General features: G+C 68.6%; 17 protein-coding genes. 12 read left to right on the top strand and 5 right to left on the bottom strand.

What is annotated here, in order from left to right:
* Positions 1-80: 80 nt before the first annotated feature.
* Positions 81-506 (top strand): hypothetical protein, encoded by a 426-nt coding sequence (locus AC3EQ1_RS19755; RefSeq protein WP_432095649.1) that lies wholly within the window; start codon positions 81-83, stop codon positions 504-506.
* Between the two features lie 98 nt (positions 507-604).
* Positions 605-994, top strand: coding sequence for a hypothetical protein (locus AC3EQ1_RS19750; RefSeq protein ID WP_432095648.1), 390 nt, complete (start codon positions 605-607; stop codon positions 992-994).
* 386 nt (positions 995-1,380) lie between these two features.
* On the opposite strand, the gene AC3EQ1_RS19745 is transcribed toward AC3EQ1_RS19750, so the two are convergent.
* On the bottom strand, positions 1,381-2,667 hold the full coding sequence (locus tag AC3EQ1_RS19745; RefSeq protein ID WP_432095647.1) for a hypothetical protein: 1,287 nt from the start codon (positions 2,665-2,667) through the stop codon (positions 1,381-1,383).
* 280 nt (positions 2,668-2,947) lie between these two features.
* On the opposite strand from AC3EQ1_RS19745, the gene AC3EQ1_RS19740 reads away from it, so the two are divergent.
* The 6 genes from AC3EQ1_RS19740 (at position 2,948) to AC3EQ1_RS19715 (ending at position 5,694) form a co-directional block, all read left to right on the top strand.
* A complete protein-coding gene (locus AC3EQ1_RS19740; RefSeq protein WP_351515224.1) occupies positions 2,948-3,202 on the top strand; it encodes a hypothetical protein in 255 nt (84 codons plus the stop codon).
* Positions 3,199-3,573, top strand: coding sequence for a PIN domain-containing protein (locus AC3EQ1_RS19735; RefSeq protein ID WP_432095646.1), 375 nt, complete (start codon positions 3,199-3,201; stop codon positions 3,571-3,573). Before AC3EQ1_RS19740 ends, AC3EQ1_RS19735 begins: the two co-directional genes overlap by 4 nt.
* Before the next feature lie 127 nt (positions 3,574-3,700).
* Positions 3,701-4,381, top strand: a complete 681-nt coding sequence (locus AC3EQ1_RS19730) for a hypothetical protein (RefSeq protein ID WP_432095645.1) — start codon at positions 3,701-3,703, stop codon at positions 4,379-4,381.
* A 358-nt stretch (positions 4,382-4,739) separates the two neighbouring features.
* On the top strand, positions 4,740-5,015 hold the full coding sequence (locus tag AC3EQ1_RS19725) for a hypothetical protein (RefSeq protein ID WP_432095644.1): 276 nt from the start codon (positions 4,740-4,742) through the stop codon (positions 5,013-5,015).
* On the top strand, positions 5,012-5,317 hold the full coding sequence (locus AC3EQ1_RS19720; protein WP_432095643.1) for a DUF6247 family protein: 306 nt from the start codon (positions 5,012-5,014) through the stop codon (positions 5,315-5,317). The genes AC3EQ1_RS19725 and AC3EQ1_RS19720 overlap by 4 nt, the downstream gene beginning before the upstream one ends.
* A complete protein-coding gene (locus AC3EQ1_RS19715; protein WP_432095642.1) occupies positions 5,314-5,694 on the top strand; it encodes a hypothetical protein in 381 nt (126 codons plus the stop codon). Before AC3EQ1_RS19720 ends, AC3EQ1_RS19715 begins: the two co-directional genes overlap by 4 nt.
* Before the next feature lie 138 nt (positions 5,695-5,832).
* On the opposite strand, the gene AC3EQ1_RS19710 is transcribed toward AC3EQ1_RS19715, so the two are convergent.
* The 3 genes from AC3EQ1_RS19710 to AC3EQ1_RS19700 form a co-directional block, all read right to left on the bottom strand.
* The gene (locus AC3EQ1_RS19710; protein WP_432095641.1) at positions 5,833-7,194 is read right to left on the bottom strand and encodes a hypothetical protein; all 1,362 of its coding nucleotides are present in this window, start codon (positions 7,192-7,194) and stop codon (positions 5,833-5,835) included.
* 165 nt (positions 7,195-7,359) lie between these two features.
* Complete coding sequence (locus AC3EQ1_RS19705) at positions 7,360-10,074, bottom strand: trypsin-like peptidase domain-containing protein (protein ID WP_488187161.1); 2,715 nt, start codon at positions 10,072-10,074, stop codon at positions 7,360-7,362.
* 52 nt (positions 10,075-10,126) lie between these two features.
* On the bottom strand, positions 10,127-10,459 hold the full coding sequence (locus AC3EQ1_RS19700) for a trypco2 family protein (protein WP_432095639.1): 333 nt from the start codon (positions 10,457-10,459) through the stop codon (positions 10,127-10,129).
* Positions 10,460-10,734: 275 nt separating this feature from the next.
* Between AC3EQ1_RS19700 and AC3EQ1_RS19695 the strand changes: the two genes are divergently transcribed.
* From AC3EQ1_RS19695 to AC3EQ1_RS19680, 4 genes are all read left to right on the top strand, one after another.
* Positions 10,735-10,875, top strand: coding sequence for a hypothetical protein (locus tag AC3EQ1_RS19695; protein WP_432095638.1), 141 nt, complete (start codon positions 10,735-10,737; stop codon positions 10,873-10,875).
* A gap of 18 nt (positions 10,876-10,893) precedes the next feature.
* Complete coding sequence (locus AC3EQ1_RS19690; protein ID WP_432095637.1) at positions 10,894-11,148, top strand: hypothetical protein; 255 nt, start codon at positions 10,894-10,896, stop codon at positions 11,146-11,148.
* A gap of 166 nt (positions 11,149-11,314) precedes the next feature.
* Complete coding sequence (locus AC3EQ1_RS19685; RefSeq protein WP_432095636.1) at positions 11,315-11,488, top strand: hypothetical protein; 174 nt, start codon at positions 11,315-11,317, stop codon at positions 11,486-11,488.
* A gap of 564 nt (positions 11,489-12,052) precedes the next feature.
* A complete protein-coding gene (locus AC3EQ1_RS19680; RefSeq protein WP_432095635.1) occupies positions 12,053-12,445 on the top strand; it encodes a hypothetical protein in 393 nt (130 codons plus the stop codon).
* Here AC3EQ1_RS19680 and AC3EQ1_RS19675 read toward each other — a convergent pair.
* Positions 12,432-12,863 carry a hypothetical protein gene (locus AC3EQ1_RS19675; protein ID WP_432095634.1) on the bottom strand — a complete coding sequence of 144 codons (432 nt, stop codon included), beginning with the start codon at positions 12,861-12,863 and terminating at the stop codon, positions 12,432-12,434. The two genes, AC3EQ1_RS19680 and AC3EQ1_RS19675, sit on opposite strands and share 14 nt — an antisense overlap.
* Positions 12,864-12,880: the final 17 nt, after the last annotated feature.

The following is a 12,880-nucleotide window of genomic DNA, read 5'->3' as shown; positions in this document are numbered from 1 at the left end:
GCTCCTTCAACAGCAGTCAGGAGGACTGTGAAACCCTGTCGGTCGGTGCCGAGTTGGACGTCATAGCGTGGAGGACACTGTTGCGTGAGACCAAGAAGAAGTCACGGTCGTGGATCGGGATCACCGCTCTGCTCACGTTCCTGGCGTTGTGGCTCGGGCTGGTTTGTTACTCCATTGCCACCGAGCCGCCTCCGGGTGCCGCATCGCCGCAGGCGCTTCGGGAGGACACGCGGAAGGCTGTCCGCGAGAAGGACGCTGATGCCCTCCAGAATCTGTTCGACAAGGACACGGTGGTCGACGAGTATGCCGAAAGGTACTTGAAGGAGCTCAGGGGCGACCGTGTTCGAGACGTCGATGCTGTGACGCAGGCGCAGGGCCGGGGGACCTACCTGATGCTGCATGGCGCGGGTGAAGATCCCGTCTGCACGTCCTGGCGGACGGTGCGGAAGGACGGGCGCTGGATGCTCGATGGCACCGCCCCCACACGGGCCGTCTGCGATGGCTGAGATGCAGAGGGCAACTGACGGAGAATCGCCTATTCGTTCGAGATCGACTTCCCTAGCGTCGTGAGTGACCGCACGACACCTGACAAGGGGGAGTTCCGATGTTTGCTCGACTGGGAGCCGCCGCTTTGCTCTCAGCGACAGTCCTGGTTGTTCCGTCTACCGCGCACGCAGCACCAGCGGGCCCGGCCTCAGGCGATGGCTGCACCGGTAACCCGGGCAGCAACGGTTCGAAATGCATCTACGTCAAGGGGACGCGGCTGCACGTCGACACGGTCAAGACAACCCTGGCCAAGAACCATGCGGACGACTGCGGAAAGGCCACCATCCAGATCGGAAGCTGGAAGAAGACCAGTGGGCGAATCTGCGAGGCGAGCCGCTTCTCGTGGGGCCCCAAGAAGGTCAACCGCAACTTCCGTGACGGCACCAAAGCCTGTGCCTGGTGGTCCAACTATCCCCGCGGCAGGGCCTGCGTGACCATACACAACTGACCTCGATGAGCATGATCGGCCGTCAGCTTCTGCTGTCGGCCGATCTGCATGTCTGAGCGGTCATCGGGCGTAACGGAGGCCCGGCTGTCGCGTCGGGTGGGTGCCAGCTTCCACGTACGCGGGTGCACGTTGATCGCAGGGGCAGGCGAAGGTGCTGGCCACCCTGGGTTGGGCAGCAGTCGGAGGCGTTCGATCGCGTCGGTGATGACGTCGGTCCAGGGCCACTGCTACGGCGCTCGCAGCACCTGCTCCGTGTGCCCACTGGAGGTGGGGCTGGTTCTTCGGGGTGAGCGCGGGTCCAGTCGATCAGGGTCTCGCGGGCCGCTCGCCCGGAACCGGGCGAGCCGTGGGGCACCCGGTATCCGGGCCGGGTGCCCTGGAGCTGTTCACGCGGCGGCGGGGCCAGTGTCCTCGTCGGGTTCTGTGTCCTGCTCCGTTGATGTCGGCGGGGCACCTGGGCTGTCCGGCTCGCCGTCAGCCTCGGCGCCGTCCCCGGCGGCCGGGGCGTTCTGGGTGGGGGAGGTCCGGTCATCGAGGGTGATGGTGACCGGCTCACCGCCGGGGCTGATCCCGGTCAGGCTCTCCTCGATCCGCTCGTAGAGGGTGGCGGCGAGTTCACGGTCGCCGTCGCCGTCGGCGGCGGTGTGCTGGAGGGAGTGCAAGCTGATCAGCAGGGCGATCAGGGAGCGGCCGGACAGCGCCGCGCGGATGCGCTCGCCCCCTTCGTCGGCGACCTGCGGCGGCACACGGAAATGCGGGTGCCGCCCGGCGTGGGCGGTGATGAACTCCCAGATGTCGCGGTGGCACAGCAGGCTCGCGGAGGAGACACGGGCCGCCGTCTTGAGCAGAGCACCGTGCTCTGGACCCACCTCGGCAGCCGCGGCCTCGGTGGCGGCGTCGGGCCGCGGCCGCAGCTCTTCCATGGCGGTGCGCAGCTCCGCGAACTCCTGCTGCAGGGAGACGAGCGAGGCCCGCGCTTCCTCCCTGGCGGCGCTGACCTCCGCCTTGACCTCACCGACCACTTCGAGCAGCGCGGCCGGTACGTCCTGCCGCCCGCCGGTCGGCCCCTCGCGGTCGCTGTCCGGAGCGGTGAGCAGGGCGAGCACGGGAGCGAGTTCCTCGGTGAGAACCTCACGGACGGCATCACGCACTTCACCGACCGCCAGTTCCGGACCGGGCGAGGAGTCCTGGTCGGCGGTGCGCTGCGCCGGGATCGCCGTGTGGAGGGCAGCTCCTTCGGCGAGCTCGTCGGACTCGGTGACGGTGGCGACCGGCGCCGGCCGGAGACCTGTGTCGTCCTCCTGGATGCCCGAGGCTTCCCGTGGGGCCGGAGCAGGGGCGGGGGAGGGCTGCGCAGGCGGGGCGAGGTCCGCGAGCACGCCGCGGACCTCCCGCAGTTCGGCGCGCAGCTGGGCGACGACATCGTGGACGGCGTTGTTGAGTGTGTCCCCGCTGGAGTTCAGCTTGTTGTGGACGTCGCGGAAGTTCGCGCGCATCCGGCCGAGCTCGTCCACGACCTCCTGGGTCGTCTTGTCGTGGGCGGCCTGGCCGGCCGACTCCAGCTTCTCCACACTCTTGTCGAGCGCGTCCCGGAGATTCTTGTCCGTGTGCATGACGGCGGTGTGGAGCATCGCCAGCGTGTTGGCGAGGTCCGGATTCGACGAGCGTGCCATCATCCCCCATTTCGTCGCGGTGAGTAGTTGATCGAGTTCACTGCGTATGCTGCCCGGGGTGGAGCTCCCCGTGGAGGCGGATCGGGTCAACTGGCTTGAGATCGACCGTCGTTCGGGCTGAAACCGGCCGGGACTGGTTGCTTCTCCAGTCGCCCCTCAGCCACATCGCGGCACCTCCAGCGAGGCCTCGGAGACCGGTACGGCCAGGGCCCGGGATGGGGCATTCCAAAATTCTGGAATGGAAGGGCGGCAAGGTTCTACCGGCGGTAGAATCGGTGATATGAGCAAGCCGACGAGTATCAAGACCAGCGAGAAAGTGCGCGACAGGCTGCGCATTCTTGCCAAGGAGCGCGGCACCACGATCACGGACCTGCTGGAGGATTTCGCTTCTCGCGAGCTCACGGCGGCTGAGCGGGAGCAGCGTGCGCTGGAGGCGGCCCGGGAGCTCGGTGTCGAGTACACCGAGCAGGTCGAGCAGGCCGGCCAGGACGCGTGGGCGAAGATCCGCGCCCATCAGGGCGGCGCTGCCGCATGAATCTGACGGCTGTCCTGGATCACACCGCTCTGGCGGCCTTATACCGAGCGGATCCCTTCTTCACCGGCCTCTACATCGAGGCCTCGCGCGGCACCGGGCGGGTCATCCTCCCCTCGCTGTCGGTCCTGGCTGCCGAGCGGCTGGTCGAGGGGGCAGGCATGCACGCGGCGTCCCTGCGGTTCGCGGAGAATGTTCCGTTCACCGCGGCCCATGCGGTGGATGCGATGGACTGGAGCAATGTGGACTGGCCGGTGGTTCACCCGGCGGCGATCGCCTGGCACGCGGTGAAGGCGGGCGAGCCGCTCACGGTCCTGTCGCTGGAACCGGAGCTGTACGTGGGCACCGGCATCACTCCACTGAACCCCACCTGAACCCAGACCCTGCGCGGAGACGGGCGTGCAGGTACGTCCCGGACCGTGAGGTTGACGAACATCCAGGTGAGAACCGGCGGCCATCCCCGGGAAGCCCGGCCTGCCCGTAACAGCTCAGGAGCACCACATGGCCCCGTCCGGCAGCGGCGCATTCCTCACCAACATCTCGGACGCGCTCGTCGATCTGGGACCGGCCGGCATCCACCTCACCTCACTGACCCTCACCCCCAGTCACCAGGCCGTCCTCACCCAGACAGATCAGACCGTCCATGGCCGGCTTCCGGACACTGCCGACGTGTTTCCTCTTGCGGAACTACCGCCAGGTGGACGGTTCGCCTCTCACGAGCAGCGCCGCGAGGCCTTCTGGCAGCCGGCCCCGCACGCCCCGGCCTACCTCCACCTCGCTTGGCTGCTCAACGAACTGGGTGAAGAGCTGAACACTCTCCGGGCAGCCGGGCTGATCCTTCTACGGGCAGAGTCTCCCGAGCCCGACAGCGTTGACCTGATCCTCGTACACCATCCCCTTCACACCGCTGCCGAGCCGCCGGCGAACGTCTCCCCAGAGGGAGAAACCCGGTGCCAGGCAAGCTACCAACCCCCCGAAACGGGGCAGGACCAACGTGTAACCGGTACGAGCACCGGGACGACCTACCGTGTCCGTATCCAGCTCCAGCACCGTGGCCACCCTCTCGAATTCCCCGCCATGTACCTGAGAGAACTGTTCGAGGAGAGCAGGCATACACGCTGGATGACGACCAGCACGACACACTCACCCCTGCCGTTGGTCGACCTCCGCAGCGTGTTGTGAGTCTGTCTGAGGCGCCGGTGCCGGAGCTTCGGATTCCTGAAATGGCCTCATCAGCGAGGCAGGGAACACGGTAGTAGAAGCAGCCGCACGGGCTGGTGAAGTGGCGCGCCGGGTCCGAACCGAACGCGCGACCCGAGAAGCCGGCGCGGCCACCGTGCCTCAGCCCGCTGTCCTGCGGATAGCGGCCTGGGCCCGTGCCTCCCCGACAGCATCCTGTACGCCACCAAGCACCCCGTCGGGACATTCGACGCGGCGGCCGACTTCCTGGAGCACATTGCCGGAACCTGGGACCAGTAAGACGACCAGACGCGCCAGCGCGCTTACGTCCTCGCCCGGTCCCTCTAGGAGGAATCTGCTCATGCCCGCATCCACGGCCACCCGGCGCGCGTACCGTGAGGTGACGACCCGCCGGGAGGACCGGATGAGCGCGCAGCCCGACCAGATCGTGGCGTACCAGCACCCTGATCTGTCCGACGTTCTGCTCTGCCGCGAACACGGCGAAGGATGGGCAGGGCTGATTCCACTCACGTCCCACGATCTGCCGTTCGTCGGGTTCTGCAGCTGGGGAACGGAAGACGACACAGCCGTGTGTGGCCGTGCCTTGCCGATGAAGAAGAGGAAGAGCAGCCGATGAGCGCGCAGCCCGACCACGCACCCGTCACGCCGTACGCCCCCGCGCCCGGGGCGCCGGCCGAACTCCTCGCCCAGCTGCGCGCCGACCGGCGCGCCGACACCTGGGTGCCGGCCTTCGAGCGCGAGTGGTCGGCCGCCCTCGAGGAATCGCGGTGCACGTTCTCCCTCGGTGGGCTGTACGAGGTCGTCCAGGACTGGCAGGGCCGCCTCGCCTCCGCCCCGGCCGTCGACGCGTTCGTCGCCTCCGGCTACGACGACAGCGAGTTCATCGACATGGCGGAGCTCCGCGGGCGGCGTCGGTGACCGCACAGCAGCCGTACGCGGTCCGCTTCTCCGCCCCGGCCGCGAAGATCCTCGACACCCTGCCCGAGCACGCCGAAAACACGGTGTGGGACGTCCTGGAGCTGGATCCGGGCTGCCACGACACCCTGGTCGTTTCGTGGCACACGGACGGGCTTCGGGAGCTGTTCAGCTCCCCCTACGAGACCACGGCTGTGCTGTGGCTGGCCCTGCAACAGGCCGGGCTGCGCCGACCCGGGGAGCCACCGGAGATCAAGAGTTTCGAGCTGGGGTTCTTGCTCGCGCCGGTGTTCTTCCTGACACCCGGCGAGTTCGTCGAGGCGGTGGATCGGCTCGACGCTCGCGGTTTCGTCGAGAGGGTCGGTGCAAGGGGAGTTTGAATCAACCCCGTGGTGGTCCGCGTTCTCGAGCGCCGGGAGATGCCCGCTCGTATCCTGATGGAGTGGAACGCGGACAGAGCCAGCTGGCCAGGCGCGCGGTGCCCACGTGCCCCGATACGGTGGATACCCGATCCGGGCTCAGGTCTGCGCGGGCTCGGTCGGCTGATGGTAGGTGGCGGGCTTGTGCAGCCACTTCTGGACCTGCCGGAGACCTTCGCGGAGCTGCTCCTCATCCGCGTCGGCGCGGGACTTCGCTCCCATCACGTCGTTGATCCGGATCTGAACAAGGGCGGGCACCGCGCCCCGTAGCGCGGCACACAGCGGGCCCACCCGTTTGGCGATCTCTGAACGCAGCTCCCTGCCGCTCAGCGCATCGATGTCGTCATTGGACAAGGTACTCACGCCCAGATGCAATGAGTCCGGGTCGGCCAGCCACCGCTCGACTTGGGTGAGACCGACGCCGATCTGTTCCAGGGATGCCTCGTCCCGGCGTCGGACACCCATGGAGCGATTGGCCTCCGGGTGGATCGCGCGCAACGGCTCCTTCTTGCGCCGGGCAAGGTCGGTGATTTCGGCGTTGATCAGTTTCCGGGCCTGGCTTTCGGTGAGGAGCGTCACCGGTTCGCACATCAGGCAGGGCGCGCCGGGTGCGGAGGCGGGCTGCTCGCCGCACTGAGCACAGACGAACCCGGGGCACGCCCCGCACAGCGTGTCCGCGTCCTGCGTGTCGGCGCACGCGTCCTCGGGGAGTTCGGCACGCATTTCCTCTCCGACCGAGCGGCACTGGCCCACGCAGCGTTGCTGCGCGGCCGCCGCTCCCTCTTGGCGGATGAGGGACTTGCGCACGGTTGGCCGCATGGCCGTCCCGGCGACGTGGGGGTGGTGGTCCTGGCCGGGGAAGTACTCCTCGTCTGCGGCCCGGTAGGCGAGCATCAGCTTCGTGTCGCCGCCGCCTGCGACCTTGCGGTGCTCGCGGTCATCGAGGCAGCGGCAGGACAGGCGTTCGGCGTATCCCCAGTACTCGGCGCCGAAAGAGCCGCACTTCGGGCACAGCGTCCACTGGTAGCACGCGTCGCCGCTGGTCAGCATCCCGTGTTGATTGTCGCGCCAGGGGCCGTCGACCTGGCAGGTACTGCCGTAGCCGTCGGGGATCCACCCCAGCGCGAGCATCGTCTCGCCCCGCCACTCCTCACCGACTTCGATCGGAAGGGTGTCCTCGGTGTTGTCAGCCCACCCGTCCCCGCAGTACGCGTGGTCGTTGGCCGCGGCGGCGAATCGTGCCCACCAGGGCGGCGGTTCCTCCAGTTCGGCGTCGAACCAGATGCGCTCGCGGGGGAGCCAGAACGCGGGTGTGCGGGGCGTCCCCGCGCTGTCGTGGAAGGTGGCTGGCTCGTACAGCCAGGGCACTTCGAGGTAGTCGAAGAAGACAGACCAGCGGGCGTGGAGTTCCGTGCGGAACTCTGTCGTGACCACCTCGTACGCCATGGATTTACGCCCCACCCATTCTGTTTCGGTCTGCCGTCACACGATGGGCCCGCCGCGCGGGGGCGACTGGCCGGGGTCACCGGTTCAGCCCAGTGAAGTCGCCCGCCGGAGGGCGTGGCGAGCTACGAGCTGGACGCCGATGCTGACGAGTTCTGCGGCATGCGGAAGTGCGAGGGCGGGCTACTTGGTGTCGACGTACCAGGTCTGGCCGAGCCAGGCCCGGAAGGCGTAGGTGAGGGCCAGGAGGCCGGGCGAGAAGATGCTGGCCCATGCTGCGCCCAAGACGACGGGGTTGAGGTGTACGCCGTGCATGCCGCTGAAGCTCACGGCGCACAGCACAGTCATCACAATGATCGCAGGTGGCAGCACCACGGCCATAAGCGACAGTGGCATTTTGCGGCAGCCGTAGAGGAGGCCGATCAGCAGATGGAAGAGGACGATCACCGGGGGCAGGAGCCAGGAGGTTGGTCCGGGGAAGTCGTCGGAGAAGTAGGCGATGCTGCCGGTCACGAAGGCTACGATCGCCAGATGGGCAAGCCCCACGGAGGTTAGGACGGCCCGTGCGACCGGGCTGGTGATCGTCTGGATCCGGACAGTCTTGAGGCTGCGACTGCGGTTGCGGTGCGGTGCGGGAGCGGGGGGCAGCGGGGCCGGGGCGTCCGGGGCCGCGGCCTGCCCGTCTTCCGGCTCGTCTTCGTCATCAGGGGTGCCCCAGGCCGCTTCGGCTTCTTCCCAGTCGTCGACGTCCTCCTCCAGGTCGTCATCGTCGTGCCGGGCCGAGGCAGGCTCGGGCGGCGAGGGGATCGCATCGACGGAGTTGAAGTAGTCGTCGAGCCCGGTTTCCAGGTGCGTGAGGGAAGCGCTGACGACGCCTGCGGCCCAGGCAGAGGTCTGCGGGTCGGCGTCTGGCTGCTGTGCCTGTTCGGTGATGGCGTCCTGCAGTCCGAGCAGCCACGGGCGGGCGACCTCGGGGTCGAGTTCGGAGGCGACGGTCCTGGCCGCCAGGGACAGAAGCTGCTTCGGTGCCGCGGCCACGGCGCGGGCCGCCCCGGCGGCGAGAGCAGGCTGGTCGGGTGTGGCCCGGGCGATGACGGTGAGGCCCTGATGGCGTTGTTCCGGCGAAAGGTGGGGGTGGGGCAGGAGCTGTTCGATGAACTGCTGGTCGCTGGCTTCTTCGACTTCGGCTACCAGAGCGGCCCCGAGGAGGTCGGGGCCCATCGTGCCCCAGTGGGCTCCGTCGCCGGAGGGGTAGGCGGCGGTGAGGATGTCTTCGTACGCGGCGAGCCGGGCCCCGTCATGCGGTGCCGTGTTGGGGAAGCCGCTGTAGTGCACGTCGAAACCGGTAGCGACGGCGGCCCGGGCGTCGGACCGTCTCCTTGCACCGGTCACGGTCTGGACGGAGACGAGCGTGCGCATCAGTTTCTCGTCGAAGAACAGCCCGCGGGCCTCCACGATCCTGCGCCAGTAGCTCATCTCGTGAGCAATCAGGACGTCCATGGGGTTCTCATGGCGGGCGAAGGAGTCATTCAGCGTGGTGAGAACTTCCGCGAGCGCCGCCATGTGCAGAGAGATGACCTTGCCATCGTCCGGTTTCACGGTGCCCATGAAGGTGCCGTCCGCTTCGGTATCCGGGGCCAAAGGGGAAGTGGCCCATTCGTGGCCGGCGTTTCGCAGGGCACGGATGCGCTCGTTGAAGGCCCGTTTCGCATCGTCGAAAGCGGACTCCGTGCTGGTGTTGCTGAGCGCATCAGCAGGATCGATGGCTACCGGGGTACCGGTACTGATCACGCTCGTGCCCTGCCGAGCGAGGCGAAAGGAGGGCCACCAGTTGTCGTGGCCGCGGGCCAGGAGAAGCACGCGCACCGGTTGGCCTCCGCGGCGTGCGGCGAGGATGTCGAGGACCTGGTCTATCTGCGTGCGACGGGTCTCGGCGTAGTCGACGGCGACCAGCAGCGGGTATTTGCTGGTGGCGAGCATGCCGTAGGGCGGCGGCTGCTGGAGCGGGGTGTCGGCGAGGAAGCCGCCGGTCCATCCCCGTGCCGTGGGATGCTCCGGGCGGGGCTGGGCCAGGCGATGGAGTAACTCGGTCATCAGGCGTGTCTTGCCGACGCCGCCCATGCCGGTGACGGCGGTGATGTCCGTGGAGCGGCTGGTGCGGCACCAGGCGTCGAGCATGTCGAGCTGTCCGGTCATGCCGGACATGGGGACGACAGACGAGCGTGCATGGAGCAGGTAGGAGGAGGAGAGCTGCGGGTCGGGCACGTCTGTGAACAGCACACTCAGGTCGGCAGGCTGTAGCTGCGGCGCCATGCCCGTCACGGAAGTGACTGCGTCGGTGAAGCCGGGCGAGGCGAACAGCCGGGCGGCCGGCATCACGTACAGCAGGCGGCCCTGCCAGTGGTCCGAGGCGAAAGTCGCGACTCCCACGAGCATGTCCTGGCAGAACGCTCCGGCCCCGGACATGCCCCGCCACAGTTCGGCCGAGCCGGTGGAGGCATCGCTCAGTTCGAAGCCGTAGTGCCCGCCCCGGGATCCCGTTTCGGGCTTGATGTGCCCATCGACGGTCTTCAGATCGGGGATGAACGTCTGCGGGTCATTGGGCAGTGCCAGGCGCATGGCCCGGGGGAAGCCGGTCATCGTGCACATCGGCCGCGCGGCCGGGTAATCGCAGGTCAACTCTCCCCAGCGGGCGACAGCAAGGTCCGTGCCCAGCACGGCTCGGTCCGTGGACAGCAGGACGACGTCTAGCGCCGCATCCGCCCAGACGACCTCGGCTTCCGCCGTCCGGCCGACCCTGTCCCGGACGGTGACGGGCTGCATGTCCCCACCTGGGCAGGCCACATGGTGCGCGGTAAGCACGACTCCGGGCGCGACCAGGCAGCCCGAACCGAACATCGGGACACGAGGATTGATGACTTCGACGGTCCGCTGCTCCACCGGTACGCCGTTACATGCCAGCAGGAGGAGCGGGGACCGGGTCCAGGCCTCGTTCGTCACCGATGAGCGTTCGGCGGCCGTTCGGCGCGGACTCGACTTCCAACGTGACGGTCATCCGGTGCGTCGCAGTACGGGCACGCTCCCCGCGGGCGTCGGCCGAGACGACGAACGCCTTGACCCCGCCGCCGGCTGACGCGGCCTGGCGTAGCTCGATCCCCAGGTCGAGAGTGACGTCCTTGACGGTGAAGCGGACCGGAGACCCGTCCCCGTCCTGTTGGGCGGCCACCAGTCCGGTGCGAACCGCCTTGATCGCTTCGGACAGCTCAGTTCCGCCTAACTCCATGTGTCCCCCTGGGTTACTTCTGTGACGGGCCCAGTCTGCCGACCGGTGGCCGGATAGGGAAGGCGTTCCCGCACCGAAGATCGCTCCGGACGGCCCGGCCTGCCTGGATGGGCGGTGCGATGACGCCTTCGCCACGCCAGGCTCCCTTCCATCCGCTTCATTGATCCGGAAGTCGCTCAACGCGGACTGCCCCTTGGCTGCTCGTCGCGACCTGGACCGCCGACCTGACCGACCCGGACGATGTTGTCGCCGTCCCCACCCAGGTCAGGGCAACCATGGAAGGCGAGATCGCCACCGCCCGCGCCGACTACCTGCGCGCCGCGGACCCGACCGACCAGGAGACCGACCCGATGGGCACCGCGTCCGTACTCGCCTACGGCGCCCTCCACACCGTCCAGCAGGCGCTCCCGGAGTAACGCCGCTGCGCCCTGGCGATGCTCGGTCGGACCGAGGAAGCTGACGCCGAGGCCCGGCGGGCGTACACCACCGAGCAGAACCGGCGCTGGTACAAGCACAACCCGACCGGTTCGGACGCCGTCGCCGCCGCCCGGAAGCACACCGCCGAGTACCTGCTCACCGTCCGGGTGGAGCAGCAGACAGTCCGCACCGAGCAGGCCGCCCCGCGCTGTGGGCAGACCGGCTGCCCGAGCTCGCCGCGCGCCCGCTGGACTACCCGGCCGGGGAGGTAACCGCCGAGCACCGAGCCGAGCGGGGGCGACCTCGGGTGCCAGGCCCTGGTCGCCGCCCGGGAAGCGGCGAAGAACAACAGCGGTCGCCGCCCGGACAAGCCCAGGCTCCGTGGTGCGGGGTGAGGGATGGGAGCCGCTCGGACTCGGCACCGCTATCAGCCGCATGATGACCGAGCTCGGAATGATCGCCCCGGCCGCCGGCGGCAGCATCCTCGCCCAGTTCGACGAAGTCCTCGCCGCGGCCGCGCCCGGACTCGCCGGACGCGTCCGGGCCGCAGCGTTCGACGCGGGCACCGGGCGCCTGGACCTCATCCCCGACGCTCCCGCGTATGGAACGTAGCTGCGCTGGAGCTCACTGAAGCTGATCACGGCGGTCAACGCGAAGGTGCCCGACACGCATGTCGCACCCTGCACCTGCTACTACCCACGCCCGGCCTGGGCCGGCCCGCCGGGTGGACCCGGGCATCACGGAAGCGGTGGAGCGGCAGACGGCAATGCGCGAGCTATCGCCCCGCCTCGTGCGCTGAGCCGGTTCCCTTGGCGCCGCTCGCCGAGGCCCGGGCGGGATCTGTGAATCGCTGTCCGAGGAGACCTTCGCCCTGGTGTGATGCTGCCGGGGCCACCTGGGCGACCTCTGCGATACCAGCGACCAATCCCTGAGGCGCCGCGTCGCGAGCCGGCCAGGAGGACCGGCGGCCGGGCTGCCTGCCCCGAGCGCAGAACCATCCGGAAAGGAGAACTGATCATGCCGACGAAGAAGCCGTTCTGCCCGTGGCGTCCGGTGCAGCGCAATGCCACAGGCCGAGGAGGCGGGAGAGGACTGTGTGCCCTGGCTGGTCAGCCTGATGGGTCGCTGGCCCGGCCAGTGTTCGGGCTTCGACCCTCCGGCAGAAGGGGCACGACCGTGACTGATGCTGAGCGGTTGATCGGTGAGGCGGTCGATGCCCTCACCGCCTGGCCTCTGCGGATCCGCGTCGTCGGCCGCCGCACCGCCTGCGCCGCAGGCAAGTACCGCGGAGTCCTCGTCACCCTGTGCGAAACCGCGCCCACCAACTACACCCACGAACCCGACGACAGCCCCATCACCCACCCAGCCTGCAAGCAATGTCCACCAGCGAACAGTGACAGCCGTGGCCTGACCCCGGATGAGGACCTGCGCTGTCCCGGACCCGAGTCCGTGCAGCGGCCGTCGACCACGAAGCGTGCCACGCATCGGCGGCGCGCACAGTCTGTCGGTGGCGGGCGGGGCGGAACGCGTCGGCCGAAAGCCGGCCCGGGCGGCTTCACAGCAGGCTGACCCGGGTCACGATTTCCTGTGGCTGGCGGTCTTCCGCTATGCACTGGAGGGCTTCTCGCACTGCGAGGGCGCCGAGCCGGGCGAAGCCGCGCTCGCAGGAGTCGTCCTCGTGCCAGGCGAGGGCTCGCACGATGACCAGGGCACTCACTGCCCTGGCCCGGTGGGCTTGGGCGCCGTCGGTCTGCTCGCCGCCCAGCTCCTGAATCACGCCCTGGACGAGCGCTTCTTCGAGTTCGGCATTCGGTTCCGGCCGTACCGTACAGGCGAACTCACACGACGGCTCCGCCCCTTCCGGGACCGGTTCGAAGTCCAGCTCCACCCTGCCGAAGGTCGGCGAACAGCCACCGAGCATCTGGCGGGAGTACACCTTCACCCCCCGCACGGAGCGAGCGAGTCCGACGGTCCGTGGGTCAGCCATGACAGACAGCGTACGAG

It is taken from the genome of Streptomyces sp. bgisy100 (genome assembly GCF_057709105.1).
Note: the sequence above shows the minus strand (reverse complement) of the source record. Positions and strands in the feature narration are given on the sequence as shown.

Excerpts from the sequence above, each read along its gene's own strand:
- AC3EQ1_RS19700 (WP_432095639.1), bottom strand. The coding sequence starts at position 10,459 with ATGGAGTTAGGCGGAACTGAGCTGTCCGAAGCGATCAAGGCGGTTCGC.
- AC3EQ1_RS19730 (WP_432095645.1), top strand. The coding sequence starts at position 3,701 with ATGGCCCCGTCCGGCAGCGGCGCATTCCTCACCAACATCTCGGACGCG.
- AC3EQ1_RS19685 (WP_432095636.1), top strand. The coding sequence starts at position 11,315 with ATGACCGAGCTCGGAATGATCGCCCCGGCCGCCGGCGGCAGCATCCTC.
- AC3EQ1_RS19690 (WP_432095637.1), top strand. The coding sequence starts at position 10,894 with ATGCTCGGTCGGACCGAGGAAGCTGACGCCGAGGCCCGGCGGGCGTAC.
- AC3EQ1_RS19695 (WP_432095638.1), top strand. The coding sequence starts at position 10,735 with ATGGAAGGCGAGATCGCCACCGCCCGCGCCGACTACCTGCGCGCCGCG.
- AC3EQ1_RS19725 (WP_432095644.1), top strand. The coding sequence starts at position 4,740 with ATGCCCGCATCCACGGCCACCCGGCGCGCGTACCGTGAGGTGACGACC.
- AC3EQ1_RS19745 (WP_432095647.1), bottom strand. The coding sequence starts at position 2,667 with ATGGCACGCTCGTCGAATCCGGACCTCGCCAACACGCTGGCGATGCTC.
- AC3EQ1_RS19740 (WP_351515224.1), top strand. The coding sequence starts at position 2,948 with ATGAGCAAGCCGACGAGTATCAAGACCAGCGAGAAAGTGCGCGACAGG.
- AC3EQ1_RS19705 (WP_488187161.1), bottom strand. The coding sequence starts at position 10,074 with ATGTTCGGTTCGGGCTGCCTGGTCGCGCCCGGAGTCGTGCTTACCGCG.
- AC3EQ1_RS19750 (WP_432095648.1), top strand. The coding sequence starts at position 605 with ATGTTTGCTCGACTGGGAGCCGCCGCTTTGCTCTCAGCGACAGTCCTG.
- AC3EQ1_RS19675 (WP_432095634.1), bottom strand. The coding sequence starts at position 12,863 with ATGGCTGACCCACGGACCGTCGGACTCGCTCGCTCCGTGCGGGGGGTG.
- AC3EQ1_RS19720 (WP_432095643.1), top strand. The coding sequence starts at position 5,012 with ATGAGCGCGCAGCCCGACCACGCACCCGTCACGCCGTACGCCCCCGCG.
- AC3EQ1_RS19735 (WP_432095646.1), top strand. The coding sequence starts at position 3,199 with ATGAATCTGACGGCTGTCCTGGATCACACCGCTCTGGCGGCCTTATAC.